We start from the raw sequence: 19,591 nt of genomic DNA, 5'->3' as shown, positions 1-19,591 counted from the left end.
CGGGTGCCGGTCAGTCGCGGTGCAGGCCTTCCTCGACGGCCCAGACCGCAACCTCTACCCTAGAGCGCAGTTTGAGCTTTTTGAGCAGGTGCTTGACGTGGACTTTCACAGTGCCATCGCTGATGTCCAACCGGCGGCCAATCATCTTGTTGGAGAGCCCGTCGGCAATTAGCTTGAGTATGTCCTTTTCCCGGGGGGTCAGGCTGTTGTAGTCGGCTTTCTCGGTCTCTGGCTTCTGGTCCCGCAGGGCCTGGGCCAGCAACGCAGTTAACCGGTCACTGATGGCCATGCGGCCGGTCGCGGCCTGACGCAGTTGAGGCACCAGGTCTTCCGGTTCCATGTCCTTGAGCAGGTAGCCGTCGGCGCCAGCGCGCAGGGCGGCGACCACATCGTCTTCGTGATCGGACACGGTAAAGATGACGATCCGCGAGCTCACGTTTTCCGCTCGCAGGCGCTTCAGGGTTTCGATGCCGTTGATTTCCGGCATATTGAGGTCCAGCAGGATCAGGTCGGGTTCAAGGTCCAGGGCCAGGGCAATGCCGTCCAGGGCGTTGCTGGCTTCACCGGCAATCTGCATATCGTCTTCCAGTTCCACCAGCTGTTTGATGCCCTGCCGCAGCAGCGGGTGATCGTCAATCAGCAGTATGCTGGCTTGGTTTTCCGTAGTCTCCATGGTGGTTCTCTCGCTCAGGAAGCTTGTTGTTCTGATAAGTTTTTGGTGGGAATCAGGTGGCGGCTCTGGGGCACAAATGTCAGTGACACTTCCACGCCGCTGGGGGTGACGTTATGAACCATCAGCTTGCCACCGAGGGTCCTGGCCCGGTCCTGCATGATGATCAGACCATAGTGTTGCGCCGGTTGCTCGCCATCGGGAAGGCCGACGCCGTTATCGCGGATGACGACGCTGACCTTGGGCGAATCGAACAGAACTTCAACCTCCACCCGTGTGGCCTCGGCATGTTTGACGGTATTGGCGAGGGCCTCGCGCACAATCTGCAGCACGTGGATCTCCTCGTTCGCCGACAGGGTTCGGGGTGGCAGGTGGTAGTCCAGGTGGATCTGGCTTTCCAGGCGCTCGCCGAACTCGGTAATGGTTTCCCGCAAAGCGGTGCCGAGGTCGGGGGTATCCAGCTTCAGCCGGAACGTGGTCAACAGTTCTCTCAGCTGCCGGTAGGCGCTGTTCAGGCCGGTGCTGAGTTCGTTGAGGATGTCTTCGTGCAGGGATTCGTTGGCGTTGGCGGAGCCTACCCGGCGAAGCCGTGCCACCTGCATCTTCAGGTAGGAGAGTGACTGGGCAAGGGAGTCGTGCAACTCGCGGGCGATCACCGCCCGTTCTTCAGCCAGGGTGAGTTGCTGCTGCTCGGTGATCTGGTTCTGCAGGAAAATGGCGGTGGCCAGCTGGTCGCACAGGGTTTCCAGCAGCCGCCGGGAAATGTCTGGCAACCCGGGTTCCTTGCGGTACCAAACTTCCAGCGTGCCGAGCAGGGTATTGGCGGTCTGGATCGGCAACAGCAGGCGGCGGCCATTGGTGTCGTTGGGCAGGCAGTCAAACGCCGTTGGAGTCACCAGGCAGGCGTTACAGTCATGGTCCTTGCAGTAGTACGGTCGCTCCACGGTGGCGGTGGTGATGGCCTCGACCATGTCCGGCGAGTTGCGGTCATGGAGGAACAGCCGAATAGGGCCGATACTGAGGAGTTCTTCCAGGTTTTGCAGCAGGGGGATGGCACCACCACAGAGGTCATGGCTCGAATAGAGTGAACGGCTCGCCTTGTGCAGCAGCTCGAGTGCGGCGTGGCTTTTTTCCAGTTCTCGGGTTTTCTCTGAGGCTTCGCTTTCCAGGGTGCTGTAACTGACGGCCAGGGCGCTGGTCATCTGGTCGAAGGCCTTCCCCAATTTGCTCAGCTCGTCCTTCCCTTCAAGGTTGGCGCGCTGGTCAAAGTCCTTGCGGCCCACGGCATAGGCGACCTGAAGCAGCCGGCCAAGAGGCTTGATTACCCGGTTCTTGATGTCGATCATCATCAGGAAAATCACCAGCGCCGCGAACACCAGGCTGATGGTCTGGACCAGGTTCATCAGCCGCACACGGGCTTCGGTGCGTTCTTCCAGCTGAGTGACCAGGACCTCGATTTCGGCCACCAGACTGGCAATGTTCGCGCGCAGCTCCACCGGGTTTTGTGACGAGGGTGACGCCAACAGGGTAGGGCGAATATTGTGTTGCCAGGCGGAAATGATGACCTGGTATCGCTGCGCGAGCGGGTGGTCTGTGGTTTGCGGCAACGCGTCAACCAAAGCGGGGTTGTTGAGGCGACGGGTAAAATCGTCGATACGGTGCAGGCGCTCCGTCTCTTCAATCGGGGGCGTAGTGTCCTGAGCCTGTAACCAGTCGCTGAACAGGACGTAGCTTTGCATGCGCAACGACCCGGCCACGTTGATGGCGGTGGCGCTACCCTGGATGCTTGCGGAGATCGCCATCGAAATGGCGATGTTGACAAGGGCAACGATGCTGATCGAGGTGACGACCGCCCCGATCCTGTGTACCAGTGAATTACCCAGCATTGAACTCAAGCTTTCCGATATGAGTGGGTGGCCACGGGGCCCGGTCATTCTTGCGTTTGACCTTCCATACCATACTAAATCAGGTGGTTGGTGTTTCGGACTACCTCCTTGGAGGTAGATGCCTACCCCGGAAGATAGTCTTCCCAATGACCTTTTGCAGTGCCTCGGTTCAAAGAATCACAATAGCAATGTATTCCGAGCCTGGATACCTGAGTCATGACTTCGCAGCATCGGCCGACGGTCGACCAGACCTCTTTGACGATTGTTCTGCCCCTTACCCTGGCCGCCTTCTTTGTTGCGTTCGCCTGCTGGACCCTGTTTGCGGTGATTGGCGTGGATCTCCAGCATCTATTCCAGCTGACCAATACCCAGTTTGCCTTGCTGATTGCAACGCCGGTGCTGACCGGCGGCCTGCTGTCGTTTCCTCTGGGGCTGCTGACCCAGCGTCTGGGCGGGCGGAGGGTCATCCTGGTTTGCCTGGCGGTGCTGGCGATGGCGCTGCTCTCGATGACTTGGGCAACCTCGTATGTTGGCTTTCTGCTCTGTGGGGCGGGTCTCGGCGTGTCCGGGGGGTTGTTCAGTGCCGGTCTGCACTACCTGGTCAGCTACCTGCCGCCGTCCCGGGCGGGCCTGGTTTTGGGGGTTTTTGGCGTGGGCACCAGTGGGGCCGGTTTTTCCTACCTGATTGTACCGGCGGTACGGGAGGCCTATTCCTGGGAGCTGGCCCCGCTGGCTTACCTGTTGGTGACCGTGCTGATCATCCTGCTGCTTCTGGTGCTGACCGACCCGGAGCCGGCGAGGCCGACTGCGTCGCGGCGTACCTGCTGGCTGTCATCGGTGCGACTCTGGCGAACGCCCATGGTCTGTCGTTTCTCGCTGTATTTTGCCTTCCTGTTTGGAGGGCTCATTGCGTTGATCCTCTGGCTGCCAGGATACCTGTCGGCGGTCTACTCCCTTCCGCTGGATGAAGGGGCCCGCTGGTCACTCCTGTTTGCGTTGCCGATGGTGCTGTTTCAGGTGCCAGGGGGCGTCGGTGCCGACCGCTTTGGTTCAACCCTGGTGCTGAGACTGGCGCTGGTGTTTGCCTTGTTATTCCTGTTTGCGCTGTCCTACCCCGACACCACGCTGTCTATTCAGGGCATCGAGCGAACGATCGAGCTGCACCTGGCGGCGTCACTCACCACGACGGTGGTGCTGCTGGCATTGTTGAGCGCCGCCATGGGAGCCGGTCTGGGTGCGGTGATGCGGCTGTTATTCGAGCACTACCCACAACAGATCGGCGGGGTGGGGGGGATGATGCTGGCCAGCGGTTGTATAGCGGCCTTCGCTCTGCCGCTGCTGTTTGGTGTGGCCAACGACCTGACCGGGATTCGCAGTTCCGTTTTCATGCTGCTCTTTTCGCTATGTGGTTTGGCAGTGCTGACGGTGGAATCCGCCGAGTACCGCCACGACAGTCCTTTTGACGGCTCGCTCTAATCGCTCCCTTCTAATTGCTCTCGTTGTTGATGGCTCTTCCCAAGGTCTAAGCCCTGACTACCCCGATGGGGATAGAAGCCGGCTATCTCGGGGTAACCACGCAGATTTCACCAGTCCACTCTCTCACAATGGAACCAAATGGTGCCGGTGGCAAAACACCGTTGTTGGTACCAGCTGACTGGCCCACAGTGTCTGGAGAGAGACCATGAGTCACTTGATCGATAAGCTGAATTATTTCAGGAAGAAGCGCGAACCGTTTGCCCAGGGCCACGGTGAAACCCACGAGGTCAACCGTGACTGGGAAGACAGCTACCGCAAGCGGTGGCAGCACGACAAGGTGGTTCGCTCCACCCACGGCGTGAACTGCACCGGGTCTTGCAGCTGGAAAATCTACGTCAAGAACGGTTTGGTGACCTGGGAAACCCAGCAGACCGACTACCCGCGTACCCGCGCCGACCTGCCCAACCACGAACCCCGTGGCTGCCCCCGTGGGGCCAGCTACTCCTGGTACATGTACAGTGCCAACCGGCTCAAGTACCCCCTGGCCCGCAAGCACCTGCTGAAACTGTGGCGCGCCGCCAAGGCCCAGCACAGCGACCCGGTCGCTGCCTGGGCATCCATTGTCGAAGATCCCAAGCAAAGTGCGGAGTACAAGACCCGTCGTGGCATGGGGGGCTTTGTCCGTTCCAGCTGGGATGAGCTCAACGAGCTGATCGCTGCCTCCAACGTTTACACCGCCAAACAGTATGGGCCAGACCGGATCATCGGGTTCTCGCCGATCCCGGCCATGTCCATGGTGTCCTACGCCGCCGGCAGCCGTTACCTGTCCATGATTGGCGGGGTCTGCATGAGCTTCTACGACTGGTACTGCGACTTGCCGCCGGCATCTCCGCAGACCTGGGGCGAGCAGACCGACGTTCCGGAATCCGCGGACTGGTACAACTCCGGCTACATCATCGCCTGGGGCTCCAATGTGCCACAGACCCGGACCCCGGACGCCCACTTCTTCACCGAAGTGCGCTACAAGGGCACCAAGACCGTGGCCATTACCCCGGATTATGCGGAAGTCTCCAAGCTGTCCGACGAGTGGCTCAATCCCAAGCAGGGAACCGATGCGGCGCTCGGCATGGCCATGGGCCACGTCATCCTCAAAGAATTCCACATCGACAAGCCCAGCGCCTACTTCACCGACTATGTCCGCCGCTACACCGACATGCCCTACCTGGTGCTGCTCGATAAAAACGATGATGGTCGCTATGTGCCCGGCCGTTTCCTTCGTGCCAGCGACCTGGTGGACAACCTGGGTGAAGAGAACAACCCGGAATGGAAAACCATAGCCATCGACGAAGGCAATGATGAACTGACCGCGCCCAACGGCTCCATCGGCTACCGCTGGGGTGAAAAGGGCAAATGGAACCTGAAACAGACCGCCGATGGCCAGGACGTCAACCTGCGCCTGTCGCTGGTCGATACGCACGATGATGTGGTCGAGGTGGCCTTCCCGTACTTCGGCGGCATCGAGCACGAGCACTACAACCACGTCCAGATCAGCGACACTCTGACCCACAAGATGGGCGCCCGTAAGGTCACTCTGGCCAATGGCGATGACGCCTACGTGGCGACGGTGTTTGACCTGATGGTGGCCAACTACGGCATCAACCGTGGCCTGGGTGACGACGACGGTGCCACCTCTTATGACCAGATCAGGCCATACACTCCGGCCTGGCAGGAGCAGATCACCGGGGTTCCTGCGGAAAAAGTGATCCGTATTGCCCGCGAGTTCGCCGACAACGCCGACAAGACCAAAGGCAAGTCCATGGTGATCGTTGGTGCCGGTATGAACCACTGGTACCACATGGACATGAACTACCGTGGTCTGATCAACATGCTGATCCTCTGTGGCTGTGTCGGCCAGAGTGGCGGTGGTTGGTCCCATTACGTTGGCCAGGAAAAATTGCGGCCGCAGACCGGCTGGCAGCCGCTGGCGTTCGGTCTGGACTGGCAGCGTCCGCCCCGGCATATGAATTCCACCTCGTTCTTCTACGCCCATTCCGGACAATGGCGCTACGAGAAAGTGGGGGTAGACGAGATTCTGTCGCCTTTGGCCGACAAGTCGAAGTTCTCTGGCAGCCTGATTGACTACAACGTTCGCGCCGAGCGCATGGGCTGGTTGCCGTCGGCTCCCCAGCTGAACCGCAACCCGCTGACCATCGCCGCCGAGGCGAAAGCGGCGGGAATGGACGTGGCCGACTACGTGGCCAAGTCCCTCAAGGACGGCTCCCTGGCGTTTGCCAGTGAGGATCCGGAAGCGCCGGAGAACCATCCGCGTAACCTGTTTGTCTGGCGCTCCAACCTGCTGGGCTCCTCCGGCAAGGGGCATGAGTACATGCTCAAATACCTGCTCGGCACCACCAATGGTCTGCAGGGCAAGGATCTGGGCCAGGAAGGGGCCGCCAAGCCGGAGGAAGTGGTCTGGCGTGACGAGGCCAAGAACGGCAAGCTCGACCTGCTGGTGACCCTGGACTTCCGCATGTCCACCACTTGCCTGTACTCCGACATCGTGCTTCCGACAGCCACCTGGTATGAGAAGAACGACCTCAATACCTCCGACATGCACCCCTTCATTCACCCGCTGACCGCCGCCACCGATCCGGCCTGGGAAGCCCGCAGTGACTGGGAGATCTACAAGGGCATTGCCAAGGCGTTCTCCAAAGCCGCCGAAGGCCACCTGGGCGTAGAGCAGGACGTGGTTACCCTGCCGTTGCTGCACGATGCACCAGCGGAACTGGGTCAGCCCTTTGACGTCAAGGATTGGAAGAAGGGCGAGTGTGACCTGATTCCCGGCAAAACCGCGCCAAGTTTCATTACGGTGGAGCGCGACTACCCCAACACCTACGCCCGCTTCACCTCGCTGGGTCCGTTGATGGACAAGCTGGGCAATGGCGGCAAGGGCATCAACTGGAACACCGAGAAGGAAGTCAATTTCCTGAAGGAGTTGAACTACACCCATCTGGATGGCGCCAACGCTGGACGTCCGAAGATCGAATCCGCCATCGATGCGGCGGAAGTGATCCTGACCCTGGCACCGGAAACCAACGGTCAGGTGGCTGTGAAAGCCTGGCAGGCACTGTCTGAGTTGACCGGGCTGGATCACACCCACCTGGCCACCAACAAGGAAGAGGAAAAAATCCGCTTCCGCGACATTGTGGCCCAGCCCCGCAAGATCATTTCCAGCCCGACCTGGTCAGGCCTGGAAGATGAACATGTCTCCTACAACGCGGGTTACACCAACGTCCACGAGCTGATTCCCTGGCGCACCCTGACCGGACGCCAGCAGTTCTACCAGGACCATGAGTGGATGCGGGCCTTTGGCGAGAGCCTGCTGGTCTATCGTCCGCCCATCAACACCAAGGCGGCAGCGCCGATGATCGGCAAGCACTCCAACGGCAACCCGGAGAAGGCGCTGAACTGGATCACACCGCACCAGAAGTGGGGAATCCACAGCACCTACAGCGACAACCTGCTGATGCTGACGTTGTCCCGGGGTGGCCCGATCGTCTGGCTCAGTGAGGACGACGCCCGCGACATCGGCGTTGAGGACAACGACTGGATCGAGCTGTTCAACACCAACGGCGCTATCGCAGCCCGTGCAGTGGTGAGCCAGCGGGTGATGCCGGGGATGGTGATGATGTACCACGCCCAGGAGCGGATTGTGAACGTGCCCGGCTCCGAAGTGACCGGCACCCGTGGCGGTATCCACAACTCGGTTACCCGGGTCTGTCCGAAACCGACCCACATGATTGGTGGCTACGCCCAGTACTCCTACGGGTTCAACTACTACGGCACCGTCGGCTCCAACCGCGACGAGTTCGTGGTGGTGCGCAAGATGCACCGGGTGGACTGGCTTGATGGTGAAGGCAATGACGATGTACAGGAGGCCGTGAAATGAAGATCCGTTCGCAAGTTGGCATGGTACTGAACCTGGATAAGTGCATCGGTTGCCACACCTGTTCGGTCACCTGCAAGAACGTCTGGACCAGCCGTGAAGGTATGGAATACGCCTGGTTCAATAACGTCGAAACCAAGCCCGGTGTCGGTTACCCGAAAGAATGGGAGAACCAGGACAAGTGGAAAGGCGGCTGGCTGCGGGACAGCAACGGCCGCATCCGCCCACGCATCGGCGGCAAGTTCCGGGTGTTGGCGAACATTTTCGCCAACCCGGACCTGCCCCAGATCGACGACTACTACGAGCCGTTCGACTTTGACTACCAACACCTGCACACCGCCGGTGACAGCAAGCATCAGCCGGTGGCCCGTCCCCGTTCACTGATTTCCGGTGAGCGCATGAAAAAAGTGGAGTGGGGCCCGAACTGGGAAGAAATCCTCGGTACCGAGTTTGCCAAGCGTCGCAAGGACAAGAACTTCGACCAGGTACAGGCGGATATCTACGGCCAGTTCGAAAACACCTTCATGATGTACCTGCCGCGGCTGTGTGAGCACTGCCTCAACCCGGCCTGTGTCGCCAGCTGCCCCAGTGGCGCCATCTACAAGCGGGAAGAGGACGGCATCGTCCTGATCGACCAGGACAAGTGTCGCGGTTGGCGGATGTGTGTGTCGGGCTGTCCGTACAAGAAAATCTACTTCAACTGGAAAACCGGCAAGTCCGAGAAGTGCATCTTCTGCTACCCACGGATCGAGTCCGGTATGCCTACGGTGTGTTCTGAAACCTGTGTTGGCCGAATCCGCTACCTTGGCGTACTGCTCTATGACGCCGACCGTATTGAGGAAGTGGCCAGCGCCCCTGGTGAGCAGGACCTGTACGAGAAGCAGCTGGAGATTTTCCTCGACCCGTTCGACCCCAAGGTGATCGAGCAGGCCAGAAAAGACGGCGTTCCGGACAACGTCATCAAGGCTGCGCAGGAAAGCCCGGTCTACAAGATGGCGGTGGACTGGAAACTGGCCCTGCCGCTGCACCCGGAATACCGCACCCTGCCGATGGTTTGGTACGTACCGCCACTGTCACCGATCCAGTCCGCTGCTGAGGCGGGCAAGGTGGAGTTTGACGGTGTGTTGCCGAAGATCGAGAGCCTGCGGATTCCAGTCAAGTACCTGGCCAACCTGCTGACTGCCGGGGATGAAAAACCCATCGTGCTGGCGCTCAAGCGGATCATGGCGATGCGCCTGTACAAGCGGGCCGAAACTGTGGAAGGGCGGGAAGACCTGCGGGCACTGGAAGAGGCCGGGCTGAGCAAAGCCCAGGCCGATGAGATGTACCGCTACCTGGCCATCGCCAACTACGAAGACCGTTTCGTGATTCCCACCAGCCATCGAGAGCTGGCCAAGGAGGCCTTCCCCGATGCAACGCCCTACGCTGAGCGCGGTGGTTGCGGCTTCAGCTTCGGCGACGGCTGCAACGGCGGAGACAGCGACTTCAGCCTGTTTGGTGGCAAGAAACAGACCACCAGCATGGTGCAGAAACTGTCAACGGTGAAACAGGTTGACCCACGCCAGCTTCGGGACTGAGGAGGAATCGTATGAATATCTTGCGAGTCATTGCGCGATTGCTGGATTACCCCACGGCTGCCCTGCAAGCCGCCCACGATGACCTGACCTCCGCGGTACTGGAAGACGGGTTGCTGAAAACCCACCAGAAACGAGCCTTGCTGGTTTGTATTGAGGGGTTGTGCAGGGGTGACCTGATGGACCTGCAGGAAGCCTACGTCGAGACCTTTGATCGTGGTCGCTCACTGTCACTGCTGCTGTTCGAGCATGTTCACGGTGAGTCCCGCGATCGCGGCCAGGCGATGGTGGATCTGCTGGCCCAGTACGAGGCGGCCGGCCTGGAACTGGACGCCCGGGAGTTGCCGGACTACCTGCCGCTGTTCCTGGAGTTCCTGTCTACCCGACCGGCGGCGGATATCCAGAGCTGGCTGGAGGACATTCACCACATCCTCGGCTTGCTGGCGGAGCGCTTGTACCAGCGAGAGAGCCAGTACCACGTGCTGTTCGACGCCCTGCTTCAGATTGCCGGGCGGGAGCCGGATCGCCAGGAACTGGCGGCACTGGTGGCTTCGGAGGAGCGGGACGACACCCCCGAAGCGCTGGACCAGGTGTGGGAAGAGGAAATGGTGAAGTTTGTGGATGACCAGGGCGGGTCCTGCGGCGATCAAGGCGCTGTAGGCCAGCGCCGGCGGGAGCTGGAACAGGTCCAGACCATCCATTTAAGCGACGAGCTGATGCCCGGTGTCACTAGGGCTCGGGCAGGGCGCGCCTGAGGCGCAGGAGGGAATTCGGATGTCTTATCTCAATACACTGATCTTCGGGATCTACCCGTACATTGCCCTGGCGGTGCTGTTCATCGGCAGCTGGATCCGCTATGACCACGGCCAGTTCACCTGGAAGGCCGGTTCCAGCCAGATGCTGCGTAAGAAGAACATGGTGCTCGCCAGCGTGCTCTTCCATGTCGGCATACTGGTCATCCTGTTTGGCCACTTTGTGGGCCTGTTGACGCCGCACTGGGCATACGAGCCCTTCATCACGCCGGGCCAGAAGCAGGTGATGGCGATTGTGGTGGGTGGTGTTGCCGGTGTGGCCTGCTTTATCGGCGCACTGATGCTGACCATTCGCCGCTTTACCGACCCCAGGGTCCGGGCCACCAGCAGTGGTGCCGATAACCTGATTATCGTGCTGCTGACCGCCCAGGTCGCGCTGGGACTGCTGACCATCCTGCCCACCATGGGTCACCTGGATGGCGGCACCATGCTCAAGTTCTCGGCCTGGGCCCAGGGTATCCTGACCTTCCAGGGCGGCGTCGCCAACCACATCGCCGATGTGCACTGGATCTACAAACTGCACATCTTCCTGGGGCTGACGATCTTTGTGGTGTTCCCGTTCACTCGCCTGGTGCACATGTTCAGCGCGCCGCTGGAGTACCTGACCCGGCGTTACCAGGTGGTCCGTAAGAGGGCCTGATGGCGGTCGGGGAGGGCACGGAGCTTGGGGGCTTGGCAGAGGGAGAGTCGCGCAGCAGGGGCAGGGAAGCCCCGGTAGCTTGGCAGGTACAAGGATGTACCTTCCAAGCGGCGAAGCAGACTCTCCCTCTGCCAAGACCTTGCACTAAACCCAAAAAGCTTACCAACAACAGTGGGAGCACAAACCATGCAACTGATCCCAACCGGCGACGCCGACAAACCCCGCAATCAGTTCCCGCCGGTGTATGTTGGTGACCAATTGATCGACGAGACCGACATCGCCAGCGAGCTGCAGCACCACCCTGCCGGGGAACTGAGTGCGGCCTGGCACGAAGCTGCGGTCAGCCTGGTGATCCGGGAACTGCTGCTGCGGCGGGCCGGTGAACTGGAGCTGGCAGTGACGGATGATAACGAAGAGGCTGTGATTGCCGCGGTGCTGGAGCGGGAGCTGGACGTGCCGGAGCCAGCGGAGGCGGATTGCCTGCGCTACTACGAAGCAAACCGGGAAAAGTTCTACAGCCCAACCATCCTGGCGGCCAGCCACATCCTGCTGGCGGCCGCCCCGGATGATATTGACGAGCGCCTGCAACAGGAAGACCTGGCCCGCGAGATGCTTCGTCAGCTGCGTGAAGAGGGGGCGTCGTTTGAAACGTTAGCCCGCCGGCACTCTGCCTGCGAATCCCGTGAACACGGTGGAAGCCTGGGCCAGTTGGTCCGCGGGCAGACTGTCCGCGAGTTCGAAGAGCGGGTATGGGCCGCTCCGGAAGGGCTGGTTGCTGACCCGGTGGAGTCCCGCTATGGCTGGCATATTGTCCGGGTAGACCAGCGCCTGGAAGGCGAGCCGCTGCCTTTTGATGCGGCCAAATCCATGGTGCGACACCAGTTGCTCGAAAGCGTCAGCCGACGGGCGTTGCGCCAGTATGTGCAGGCCCTGGCGATGGATATTGGCGTATCCGGCGTTGACCTGGATCTGCCGGATTCACCGCTTATGCAGTAGCCGACCCGTTTCGGGTTACCCGGCCGGAGCTTGCTCCGGCCTTCTTGTTTATGGAATACCTCATTTAACCCCGGGAACTACCTCCATCGGGGGAGCGCCAAAGCCCTCAGCCTTACTTACCATGACATCAACGCAGACTTTCAGGATTACATGAAGGAGTTCGTCATGGGTGCAGCGCACGCGGTGGAACCGCAGATACATAAACCAATACTGTTCACGGCCGGGCCGCGCCGTGCCATGACTGACGATCTCAAGCCGTTGCGTGAGCATGCCCTGTTCAGGGAGTTCGACGATGACGACTTCGACTATATCGTCAGTCGCTCCCGTCGGGTGGCCCTTGGTCACCACCAGCTGTTGTACCACCAGGACATGCCCGCCCAGCATTTCTATTTCGTGCTGTCCGGACGCCTGCGCCTGTACCGCCTGGACGCTTCCGGAGTGGAGCGCACCCTCGACAGCATTGCCCCCGGCGACTGCTTTGCCGAAGTGATGATCTACGCCGAACCGGCCCGCTACGCCTGTTACGCCGAAGCGTTATGCCAGGGGCAGGTGCTGGTGATCCCGATCAAGATTTACCAGCAGATGCTGGAGCAACATCCGGAGTACGCCCGCAGTGCCCTTAGGCATTACGCATCCCGTGCTGTTTCCCGCTTCCACGAGCTGGAAATCATGACCGTGCAGAATGCCCGGGATCGCCTGGTTCGTTACCTGATTGACCTGTTGCCCGAGAACTGCCGGCGCGGTATCGAGGTTGAACTGCCATTGCCCAAGTGCCTGGTGGCCTCCCGCCTGGCCATGCAGCCGGAAACGTTCTCTCGCATCCTGGCTGAGCTTAAAAACCAGGGCCTGGTCCGGGTCAACCGGAGCCGGGTGTTCATTCCTGACCCCATGCGGCTGGTTGCCATCAGCCAATAAAGCTTCCATCAGACCACTCTTACCAGTGGGTTTCGGGCAACGGTGCAAGCCGTTGCCCTTTTTTTGTGCACATCTCCTGCCTCTCACACCAAAGCCGCTAACTACCTCCAGATGTATTGCCTGGCTGGCGGTATTACCATGGCCCCAGGTACATATCATCGTGTCGCCGGGCCTCTGATGACCCAGGCGAGGCTGAAGTTTATACGGGCGGGTGATGTATAGGCTGGTATTGCAGGCATAAAAAAGCCGGCCCTTGGGCCGGCAAGCGCACATTAAACCGGACGTGTCAGGGGTTCTTGTACTCCGCCTTCGGGCCGAGGTAGAACCACCAGTTCAGGACTAGGCAGGCACCGTAGAACAGGGCGAATCCGTAGAGTGCCATTTCCGGTGTGGCAGCCTTGATCTGCTCTCCAAATACCTGGGGAATAACGAAGGCGCCGTAGGCCGCGACTGCGGAAGTCCAGCCCAGGGCAGGGCCCGCCTGCTCTTTATCAAACACCATGGCGATGGTGCGGAAGGTGGAGCCGTTACCGATACCGCTGGCGGCAAACAGCACCAGGAATAGCAGCAGGAATGGCATGAAGTACTCCTGCGGAGTGGCGGAGTTATAGGCAGCCTTGAGGTAATAGGCCACGGCCAGGGAACTGGCGATCATGACGATGGCCACGATACCGGTCACCAGGGCGCCGCCGACCTTATCGGCGATCCAGCCACCTACGGGACGAATCAAGGCGCCAATGAAAGGCCCCATCCAAGCATACATCAGGGCAGAGGGACCATCCGGGTTGGCCAGATCGTGGGTCATAACGCCATCGACCATGACGTGCTGGTAGCCGAACACCACCTTGATGGCGAGAGCAAAACCGGCGGAGAACCCAATGAAACTGCCGAAGGTCATGGTGTAGATCACACTCATGATCCAGGTGTGCTTGTTGGAGAAGATACGGAACTGGCGTTGCAGATTGGGCTTGATCTCGCCCGGGATCATCTTCAACAGCAGGACGGTCACCAGCAGGATGCCGAGGATCACCGGCCACTTGGTCCAGTCAGGCGCGCCGATTCCAACCGGGGCGGGCAGGATAATGTAGAGACCGATGGCGGCAGTCAGGAAGCCGACCAGCAGCATACCGGTGATTTTGCCGAAGGCGCCGGTCGGGGAGCCGATGTTGGGAGACACCGCATCGGTGCGGATGTTGTTCATGCCGAACCAGCCCGCCAGGGCCAGTGGGATCAGCAGCAGCAACCAGACAAAACCGGCGTTATGGATCCAGGTTTCACTGCCGGCGGGAATCTTGCCAATCAGGGTGCCGGAGGTGTTTTCCAGAATCATCGGCTCGCCGCCGAACAGTCCAAAGGTCATCACCAGTGGCACCAGGATCTGCATGGTGGTGACACCAGCGTTGCCGAGGCCGGCATTCAGACCCAGGGCCAGACCTTGCTGGCGTTTCGGGTAGAAGAAACTGATGTTGGACATGGACGAGGCAAAGTTGCCGCCACCGATGCCAGACAGGAACGCCAGTAGCTGGAAGACCCACAGCGGGGTGTTGACGTCCTGCAGGGCGAAACCGGTACCAATGGCCGGAATCATCAGCAGTGCTGTAGTAAAGAAAATGGTGTTGCGGCCACCGGCAATGCGGATGAAGAAACTGCTGGGTATGCGCAGGGTAGCGCCGGTCAGGCCAGCAATGGCGCTCAGGGTGAACAGGTCGGCTTTCGGAATCGGAAAGCCCAGGTTCAGCATCTGAACGGTGATGATGCCCCAGTAAAGCCAGACCGCGAATCCGCAGAGCAGGCTGGGAATGGAGATCCATAGGTTCCGGGTAGCGATCTGTTTGCCGGAGGACGCCCAGAACTGGTCGTCCTCCGGGTCCCAGGTTTTGATGTCGGTCATATCAAACCTCACAGGTATTGGTCAGAAGTGGGTAACGGCCGGCACGGCTGGGCATGCCGGCTTTGGGTTATTTGCCCGTGGCCCCTTCGCGGCCATAGTCGGGCTGGAGTTCAGGCAGGAACCGTGAGGTTTCCGCGCTCTTGATCTCTGGGTAGCGGCGGGCTTCCATCCGGACGATGGCGCCGTGCATCCACAGGAAAGACACCAGCACGATGACGAACAGCAGCATGAAGCAGCTGGTCCAGACCCCGATCAGATCGTTCATGGCGCCAAAGACGATGGGCAGGATGAAGCCGCCGAGGCCGCCGATCATGCCCACCAGGCCGCCAACCGAGCCGACGTGATCCGGGTAGTAAACCGGGATGTGCTTGTAGACGGCGGCCTTGCCCAGGGACATCACGAAGCCGAGAGAAACGGTCAGGACAACGAACAAGGTAACCGGCACCACAATGGAGAACTCAATGGGGCCATCAATCCCCCGGACCACATAGCTGGTTTCCGGGTAGCTCAGGATGAACAGGCAGATCAGGGACACGCCATAAGTCCAGTACATCACGGTTCGGGCACCGAAACGGTCAGACATCCAGCCGCCGAGGGCGCGGAAAACTGATGCTGGTGCGGTGTAGAGGGCGGCAAGCATGCCGGCCTGTTCCAACGTCATGTCGTAGGCACCGACGTAGTAACGGGGTAGCCAGGAGGCCAGAGAGACAAAGGCGCCGAACACGAAGAAGTAGTAGAGCGAAAAACGCCAGACCTGAAGTTTGGCCAGTGGCGCCAGCTGGTCCCGCAAGGGCATGGAGGTGACGCCCTCTTTGGCACGACGGGCCAGGCGGGGATCGTTCTCGGTCAGTAGATAGAACAGGATGGCAATACCGGCCAGCACGGCCGCGTAGATCTGTGCCGTAGTCTGCCAGCCAAACGCAACCACCAGGAATGGGGCCGCGAAGTTGGTCACCGCCGCCCCCACATTACCGGCGCCGAATACCCCCAGTGCCGTGCCCTGGTGGCCCTTGTCATACCATTCGGAAATGTAGGCAACGCCGACAATGAATGAGCCCCCCGCCAGCCCCACGCCCAGCGCCGCCAATAGGAACATCTCATAGGTCTTGACGGTGGAAAGCAGGTAAACGGCGACAGCGGTGGCAAGCATCAGGATGGTGAACACCAGGCGTCCGCCAAAACGTTCGGTCCAGATGCCGAGGAACAGACGGCTGATCGAACCGGTCAGCACGGGTGTGGCGACCAGCAGGCCAAACTGGGTCTCGGAGAGCCCGAGCTCCTGTTTGATCTTGACCCCGATGATGGAAAAGATGGTCCATACGGCGAAGCACGTAGTGAACGCGAGCGTGGAAAACAGCAACGCTTTATGAGCTTTTGGCGGGTTGTAATCCCTTTCACTCAACATGGTGGAAACCCCCGGTTTCTGGATGGTGTGGCTTGATTACGTCACACCGGCCGTTACGCCAACCTTGACGAATATCAATAGCTTCCAGACCTACCCCTAACGCGCCAATGGGGCTATCTCCAGGGCGGATTTCTGCTGTTTTTGGGTTACCTGCACCTATCCACTTTGCGCCGTTTATATACCTCCAATGGGGAAGGGTGTCTGGCCGGAGGCTTCCTTACCATGGAGGGGAATGTTTCGATGGAGGCGCGATGATGACCTCGAAAGTGATCGCCAGGGTAACGTCAAGGAAGGATCGCCCCCTGATCTATGCCTGTTCCGGTTGCTCGGACGTAGCCCAGCTGGCCAACAACGCAGCCGTCTCCCTCGACCACGCCGGTGACTTTGAGATGTCGTGTATTTCAGGCGTTGGCGGCAAGGTGCCCAGCCTGGTGAAAATCGCGCGCTCCGGTCGTGCCATCACGGTGATTGATGGCTGTCCGCTGCAGTGCGCGCGGGCCTGCCTGGAGGGTGTCGGGGTGACGCCGGATGACCATGTCCGGCTGTACGAATTTGGTTTCAGGAAACACTACGGCCGCAGCTATGAGGTAACGGAAGTGGCAGCGGTTGCCCAGATGGTGCGTGCGCGCCACCAACAGCTTATTTCTGTCCTGGCCCTGGACGATATTTCCGGATGACGACGATGATCAGCAGTTACCAAGATTTTATCTCCGCAGCCTGTCAGCAGCCCGAACCCCAGCGCCTGCTGTTTGTATTTTGCCGGGCCGAGTTGCCGGACGATGCTTCGGAGGCTGAACGACAGCAGTTTGAACGTGGCGACGGTGGCGCCCTGGTGCCAGTGGTCTGTGTCGACAAGACGCCCTCGCAAGTGACTGATTTCGAAGATCTCTGTGAGGAATCCCGCGAGACCGGGCAAGCCTGGGATATGGTCTTTGTGGCCGCGATGTCTGGTCGCGGTGGCATTGAGCCATCGTCGGACGAAGCCAGCCAGCCCCTGTCGATGATGGTTGAAACCATACGCTTGGGCTACATTGGAAACTATCTGCCGTTCGATCGTGATGGCGCACTGGTGACACTGAAGCACTGATCACAGCATCCCATGTCTTCTGCTGCTCACCGTCAGTGGTGACGCCCGGAACAGTCGTGACGAGGCGGGGCAGGGTGGTGACTGTGTTCATGGAGGGAACAGCGTGACGGTTATCGTTCAAGGATTGCAGCGGGTATTGCTGACCCTGTTGATGCTGGTGGCTGGACACAGCTATGCCATGCCGGTGGCCGAACTGGAGCCGATCGGGCTGCGGCAGTTTCTGGAGCAGCGGGTACCTGAGGCCGATCGTGCCGAACCCCGGGAAGATAACCGGGCGATCCTCGAATTGTATGCGGGCGAACGCCTGCTTGGTTACGCCTACCAGTCACTGGATTTCGTCCAGACTCCGGCCTACTCCGGAAAACCCCTCAACGCAGTGGTAGTGCTCGATCCAGCGGCCAATATTGTGGCGGTGCGAGTGATTGAGCATCACGAGCCGATCCTGCTGGTGGGGATTCCCGAGCAGCGCCTGCACGACTTCACCGACCAGTACATCGGACTGAAAGCCGACCAGCGGGTGACCGTGGGTGGCAGTTCGTCCACCACGCGGATTGCGGTCGATGGGGTCTCTGGCGCCACCGTGACGGTCATGGTGGTCAATGAAGTGATCATGCGTACCGCCCATAAAGTTGGAGTGGCGTTGGGCCTGGTGGCGGGCGAAGGGGCGCAACGGCCGCCCATTGCCGAGATCGACACCGCCCTGATGGCCCCTGAAAGCTGGGCGACCCTGACCGGGGATGGCTCCATACGGCGACTGTTGCTGGAGCGCGAGCAGGTCAATGAGGCCTTCAAGGGGACCTCGGCAGACCACCGCAACCGGGCCCGCCGTGGTCAGGACCAGGGGCCGGTCATCGACCTGTATGCGGCCTACCTGAACGCCCCCACCATTGGTCGCAACCTGCTGGGGGATAGCCAGTACGACTGGCTGATGTCGGAGCTGCAACCTGGTGAGCATGCCATTGCTGTGATGGCGAACGGCGACTATTCGTTCAAGGGTTCCGGCTACGTCCGTGGCGGCATTTTCGACCGGCTCCAGATCCGCCAGTTCGGCGATACCTTCAACTTCCGTGATCTCGACTATTACCGGCTCAGCGATGTCTATGCTGACGATATGCCCCGGTTCAGCGAGATGGCCATGTTCATCGTGCGCCAGCAATACCTCTTTGACCCCGGTACCGAGTGGGCGCTGGAATTGACCGTCAAACGTCAGACCGGTCCGCTGGACAGTGAATTCCGGGTCTTCCCGCTGTCCTATCAGCTACCCGAGAAATACTTCAACCGCCCGGAACCCGTGCTCACCGAAGAAGACCTGCTGGCTGACCAGCCTCTCTGGGTCCAGGTCTGGTACCAGCGTCAGTTCCAGATCGCCGTGCTGGCGGTGGGCATCGGTGTGCTGATGTTCATCCTGTTCTTCCAAGACTGGCTGGTACAGCGGCCCCGGCTGATGCGCAACATCCGCCATGGCTTTCTGGTCTATACCCTGTTCTTCATCGGCTGGTATGCCCTGGGGCAGCTATCGATCGTCAACGTACTGACCTTCGTTCACAGTGTGATTGCCGGGTTCAGCTGGGACACCTTCCTGATCGATCCCATGCTGTTTGTGCTGTGGACCGCGGTGGCTGCCATCGTGCTGATGTGGGGGCGGGCCGTCTACTGTGGCTGGTTGTGTCCCTTTGGCGCGCTGCAGGAGCTGGTAAACGAAGTCGCCCGCTGGCTCAAAGTGCCCCAGTACAACGTCCCGTTTGCCGTGCATGAACGGCTCTGGGCCATCAAATACCTGATCCTGCTGGGGTTGTTTGGCGTGTCCCTGGAGTCCATGGCCACGGCGGAACAGCTGGCCGAGGTGGAGCCGTTCAAGACCGCTATCACCCTTCACTTTGATCGGTCCTGGCCATTTGTCACCTACGCGGTCCTGCTAGTGGTGGTGAACCTGTTCACCCGCAAGCTCTACTGCCGTTACCTGTGCCCACTGGGCGCCGCGCTGGCGCTGCCAACCCGGTTCCGGATCTTCGACTGGCTCAAGCGCCGTCATGAATGCGGCAAGCCCTGTCGCCGTTGCGAGAAGGAATGCGAAGTCCAGGCAATCCATCCGGATGGCACCATCAATTACATGGAATGCCATTACTGCCTTGATTGCCAGATGACCTATTTTGACGACCACAAGTGCCCACCGCTGATCAGCAAGCGGCGGGGGCGCCGTGGTCAGAACGCGCCCGGGCGACCGGAGCATGAGATTCCCGCGGTCCAGCTGGATTGACCGTAAGGGTACCCCAAGTACGTTAACTACGGAGTT

At 60.1% G+C, this 19,591-nt stretch carries 14 protein-coding genes; 10 read left to right on the top strand and 4 right to left on the bottom strand.

Annotated elements, in window-relative coordinates; all coding sequences use genetic code 11:
• Nucleotides 1-10: 10 nt before the first annotated feature.
• Entirely contained in the window at nucleotides 11-673 is a 663-nt protein-coding gene (gene narL / locus BMZ67_RS16615; RefSeq protein ID WP_092025847.1) for a two-component system response regulator NarL, read from the bottom strand.
• Nucleotides 674-687: 14 nt separating this feature from the next.
• Entirely contained in the window at nucleotides 688-2,556 is a 1,869-nt protein-coding gene (locus BMZ67_RS16610; RefSeq protein WP_092025844.1) for a histidine kinase, read from the bottom strand.
• A gap of 216 nt (nucleotides 2,557-2,772) precedes the next feature.
• On the opposite strand from BMZ67_RS16610, the gene BMZ67_RS16605 reads away from it, so the two are divergent.
• The 7 genes from BMZ67_RS16605 (at nucleotide 2,773) to BMZ67_RS16575 (ending at nucleotide 12,915) form a co-directional block, all read left to right on the top strand.
• Entirely contained in the window at nucleotides 2,773-4,032 is a 1,260-nt protein-coding gene (locus BMZ67_RS16605) for an MFS transporter (protein ID WP_092025841.1), read from the top strand.
• A 205-nt stretch (nucleotides 4,033-4,237) separates the two neighbouring features.
• Entirely contained in the window at nucleotides 4,238-7,981 is a 3,744-nt protein-coding gene (locus tag BMZ67_RS16600; RefSeq protein ID WP_092025839.1) for a nitrate reductase subunit alpha, read from the top strand.
• Nucleotides 7,978-9,555 (top strand): nitrate reductase subunit beta, encoded by a 1,578-nt coding sequence (gene narH, locus BMZ67_RS16595; protein ID WP_092025836.1) that lies wholly within the window; start codon nucleotides 7,978-7,980, stop codon nucleotides 9,553-9,555. The genes BMZ67_RS16600 and narH overlap by 4 nt, the downstream gene beginning before the upstream one ends.
• A gap of 11 nt (nucleotides 9,556-9,566) precedes the next feature.
• Nucleotides 9,567-10,307, top strand: a complete 741-nt coding sequence (gene narJ / locus BMZ67_RS16590; RefSeq protein WP_092025834.1) for a nitrate reductase molybdenum cofactor assembly chaperone — start codon at nucleotides 9,567-9,569, stop codon at nucleotides 10,305-10,307.
• Between the two features lie 19 nt (nucleotides 10,308-10,326).
• Complete coding sequence (narI, locus tag BMZ67_RS16585) at nucleotides 10,327-11,004, top strand: respiratory nitrate reductase subunit gamma (RefSeq protein WP_092025831.1); 678 nt, start codon at nucleotides 10,327-10,329, stop codon at nucleotides 11,002-11,004.
• A 186-nt stretch (nucleotides 11,005-11,190) separates the two neighbouring features.
• The gene (locus BMZ67_RS16580; protein ID WP_092025828.1) at nucleotides 11,191-12,000 is read left to right on the top strand and encodes a peptidylprolyl isomerase; all 810 of its coding nucleotides are present in this window, start codon (nucleotides 11,191-11,193) and stop codon (nucleotides 11,998-12,000) included.
• 165 nt (nucleotides 12,001-12,165) lie between these two features.
• Nucleotides 12,166-12,915, top strand: a complete 750-nt coding sequence (locus tag BMZ67_RS16575; RefSeq protein WP_092025825.1) for a Crp/Fnr family transcriptional regulator — start codon at nucleotides 12,166-12,168, stop codon at nucleotides 12,913-12,915.
• A 286-nt stretch (nucleotides 12,916-13,201) separates the two neighbouring features.
• On the opposite strand, the gene BMZ67_RS16570 is transcribed toward BMZ67_RS16575, so the two are convergent.
• A complete protein-coding gene (locus BMZ67_RS16570; protein ID WP_092025822.1) occupies nucleotides 13,202-14,806 on the bottom strand; it encodes an MFS transporter in 1,605 nt (534 codons plus the stop codon).
• Nucleotides 14,807-14,873: 67 nt separating this feature from the next.
• Nucleotides 14,874-16,211, bottom strand: a complete 1,338-nt coding sequence (locus BMZ67_RS16565; RefSeq protein WP_092025819.1) for an MFS transporter — start codon at nucleotides 16,209-16,211, stop codon at nucleotides 14,874-14,876.
• A 251-nt stretch (nucleotides 16,212-16,462) separates the two neighbouring features.
• On the opposite strand from BMZ67_RS16565, the gene BMZ67_RS16560 reads away from it, so the two are divergent.
• The 3 genes from BMZ67_RS16560 to nosR all read left to right on the top strand — a co-directional run bounded on the left by BMZ67_RS16560 (nucleotide 16,463) and on the right by nosR (nucleotide 19,555).
• On the top strand, nucleotides 16,463-16,888 hold the full coding sequence (locus tag BMZ67_RS16560) for a putative zinc-binding protein (RefSeq protein ID WP_245750020.1): 426 nt from the start codon (nucleotides 16,463-16,465) through the stop codon (nucleotides 16,886-16,888).
• Nucleotides 16,889-16,893: 5 nt separating this feature from the next.
• Nucleotides 16,894-17,298, top strand: coding sequence for a ribonucleotide reductase subunit alpha (locus BMZ67_RS16555; protein WP_092025816.1), 405 nt, complete (start codon nucleotides 16,894-16,896; stop codon nucleotides 17,296-17,298).
• 151 nt (nucleotides 17,299-17,449) lie between these two features.
• Nucleotides 17,450-19,555 carry a transcriptional regulator NosR gene (gene nosR / locus BMZ67_RS16550; RefSeq protein ID WP_092026206.1) on the top strand — a complete coding sequence of 702 codons (2,106 nt, stop codon included), beginning with the start codon at nucleotides 17,450-17,452 and terminating at the stop codon, nucleotides 19,553-19,555.
• The last annotated feature ends 36 nt before the right edge of the window (nucleotides 19,556-19,591 follow it).

The organism is Marinobacter zhejiangensis, from assembly GCF_900114775.1.
Classification (GTDB): Bacteria; Pseudomonadota; Gammaproteobacteria; order Pseudomonadales; family Oleiphilaceae; genus Marinobacter; species Marinobacter zhejiangensis.
Note: the sequence above shows the minus strand (reverse complement) of the source record. Positions and strands in the feature narration are given on the sequence as shown.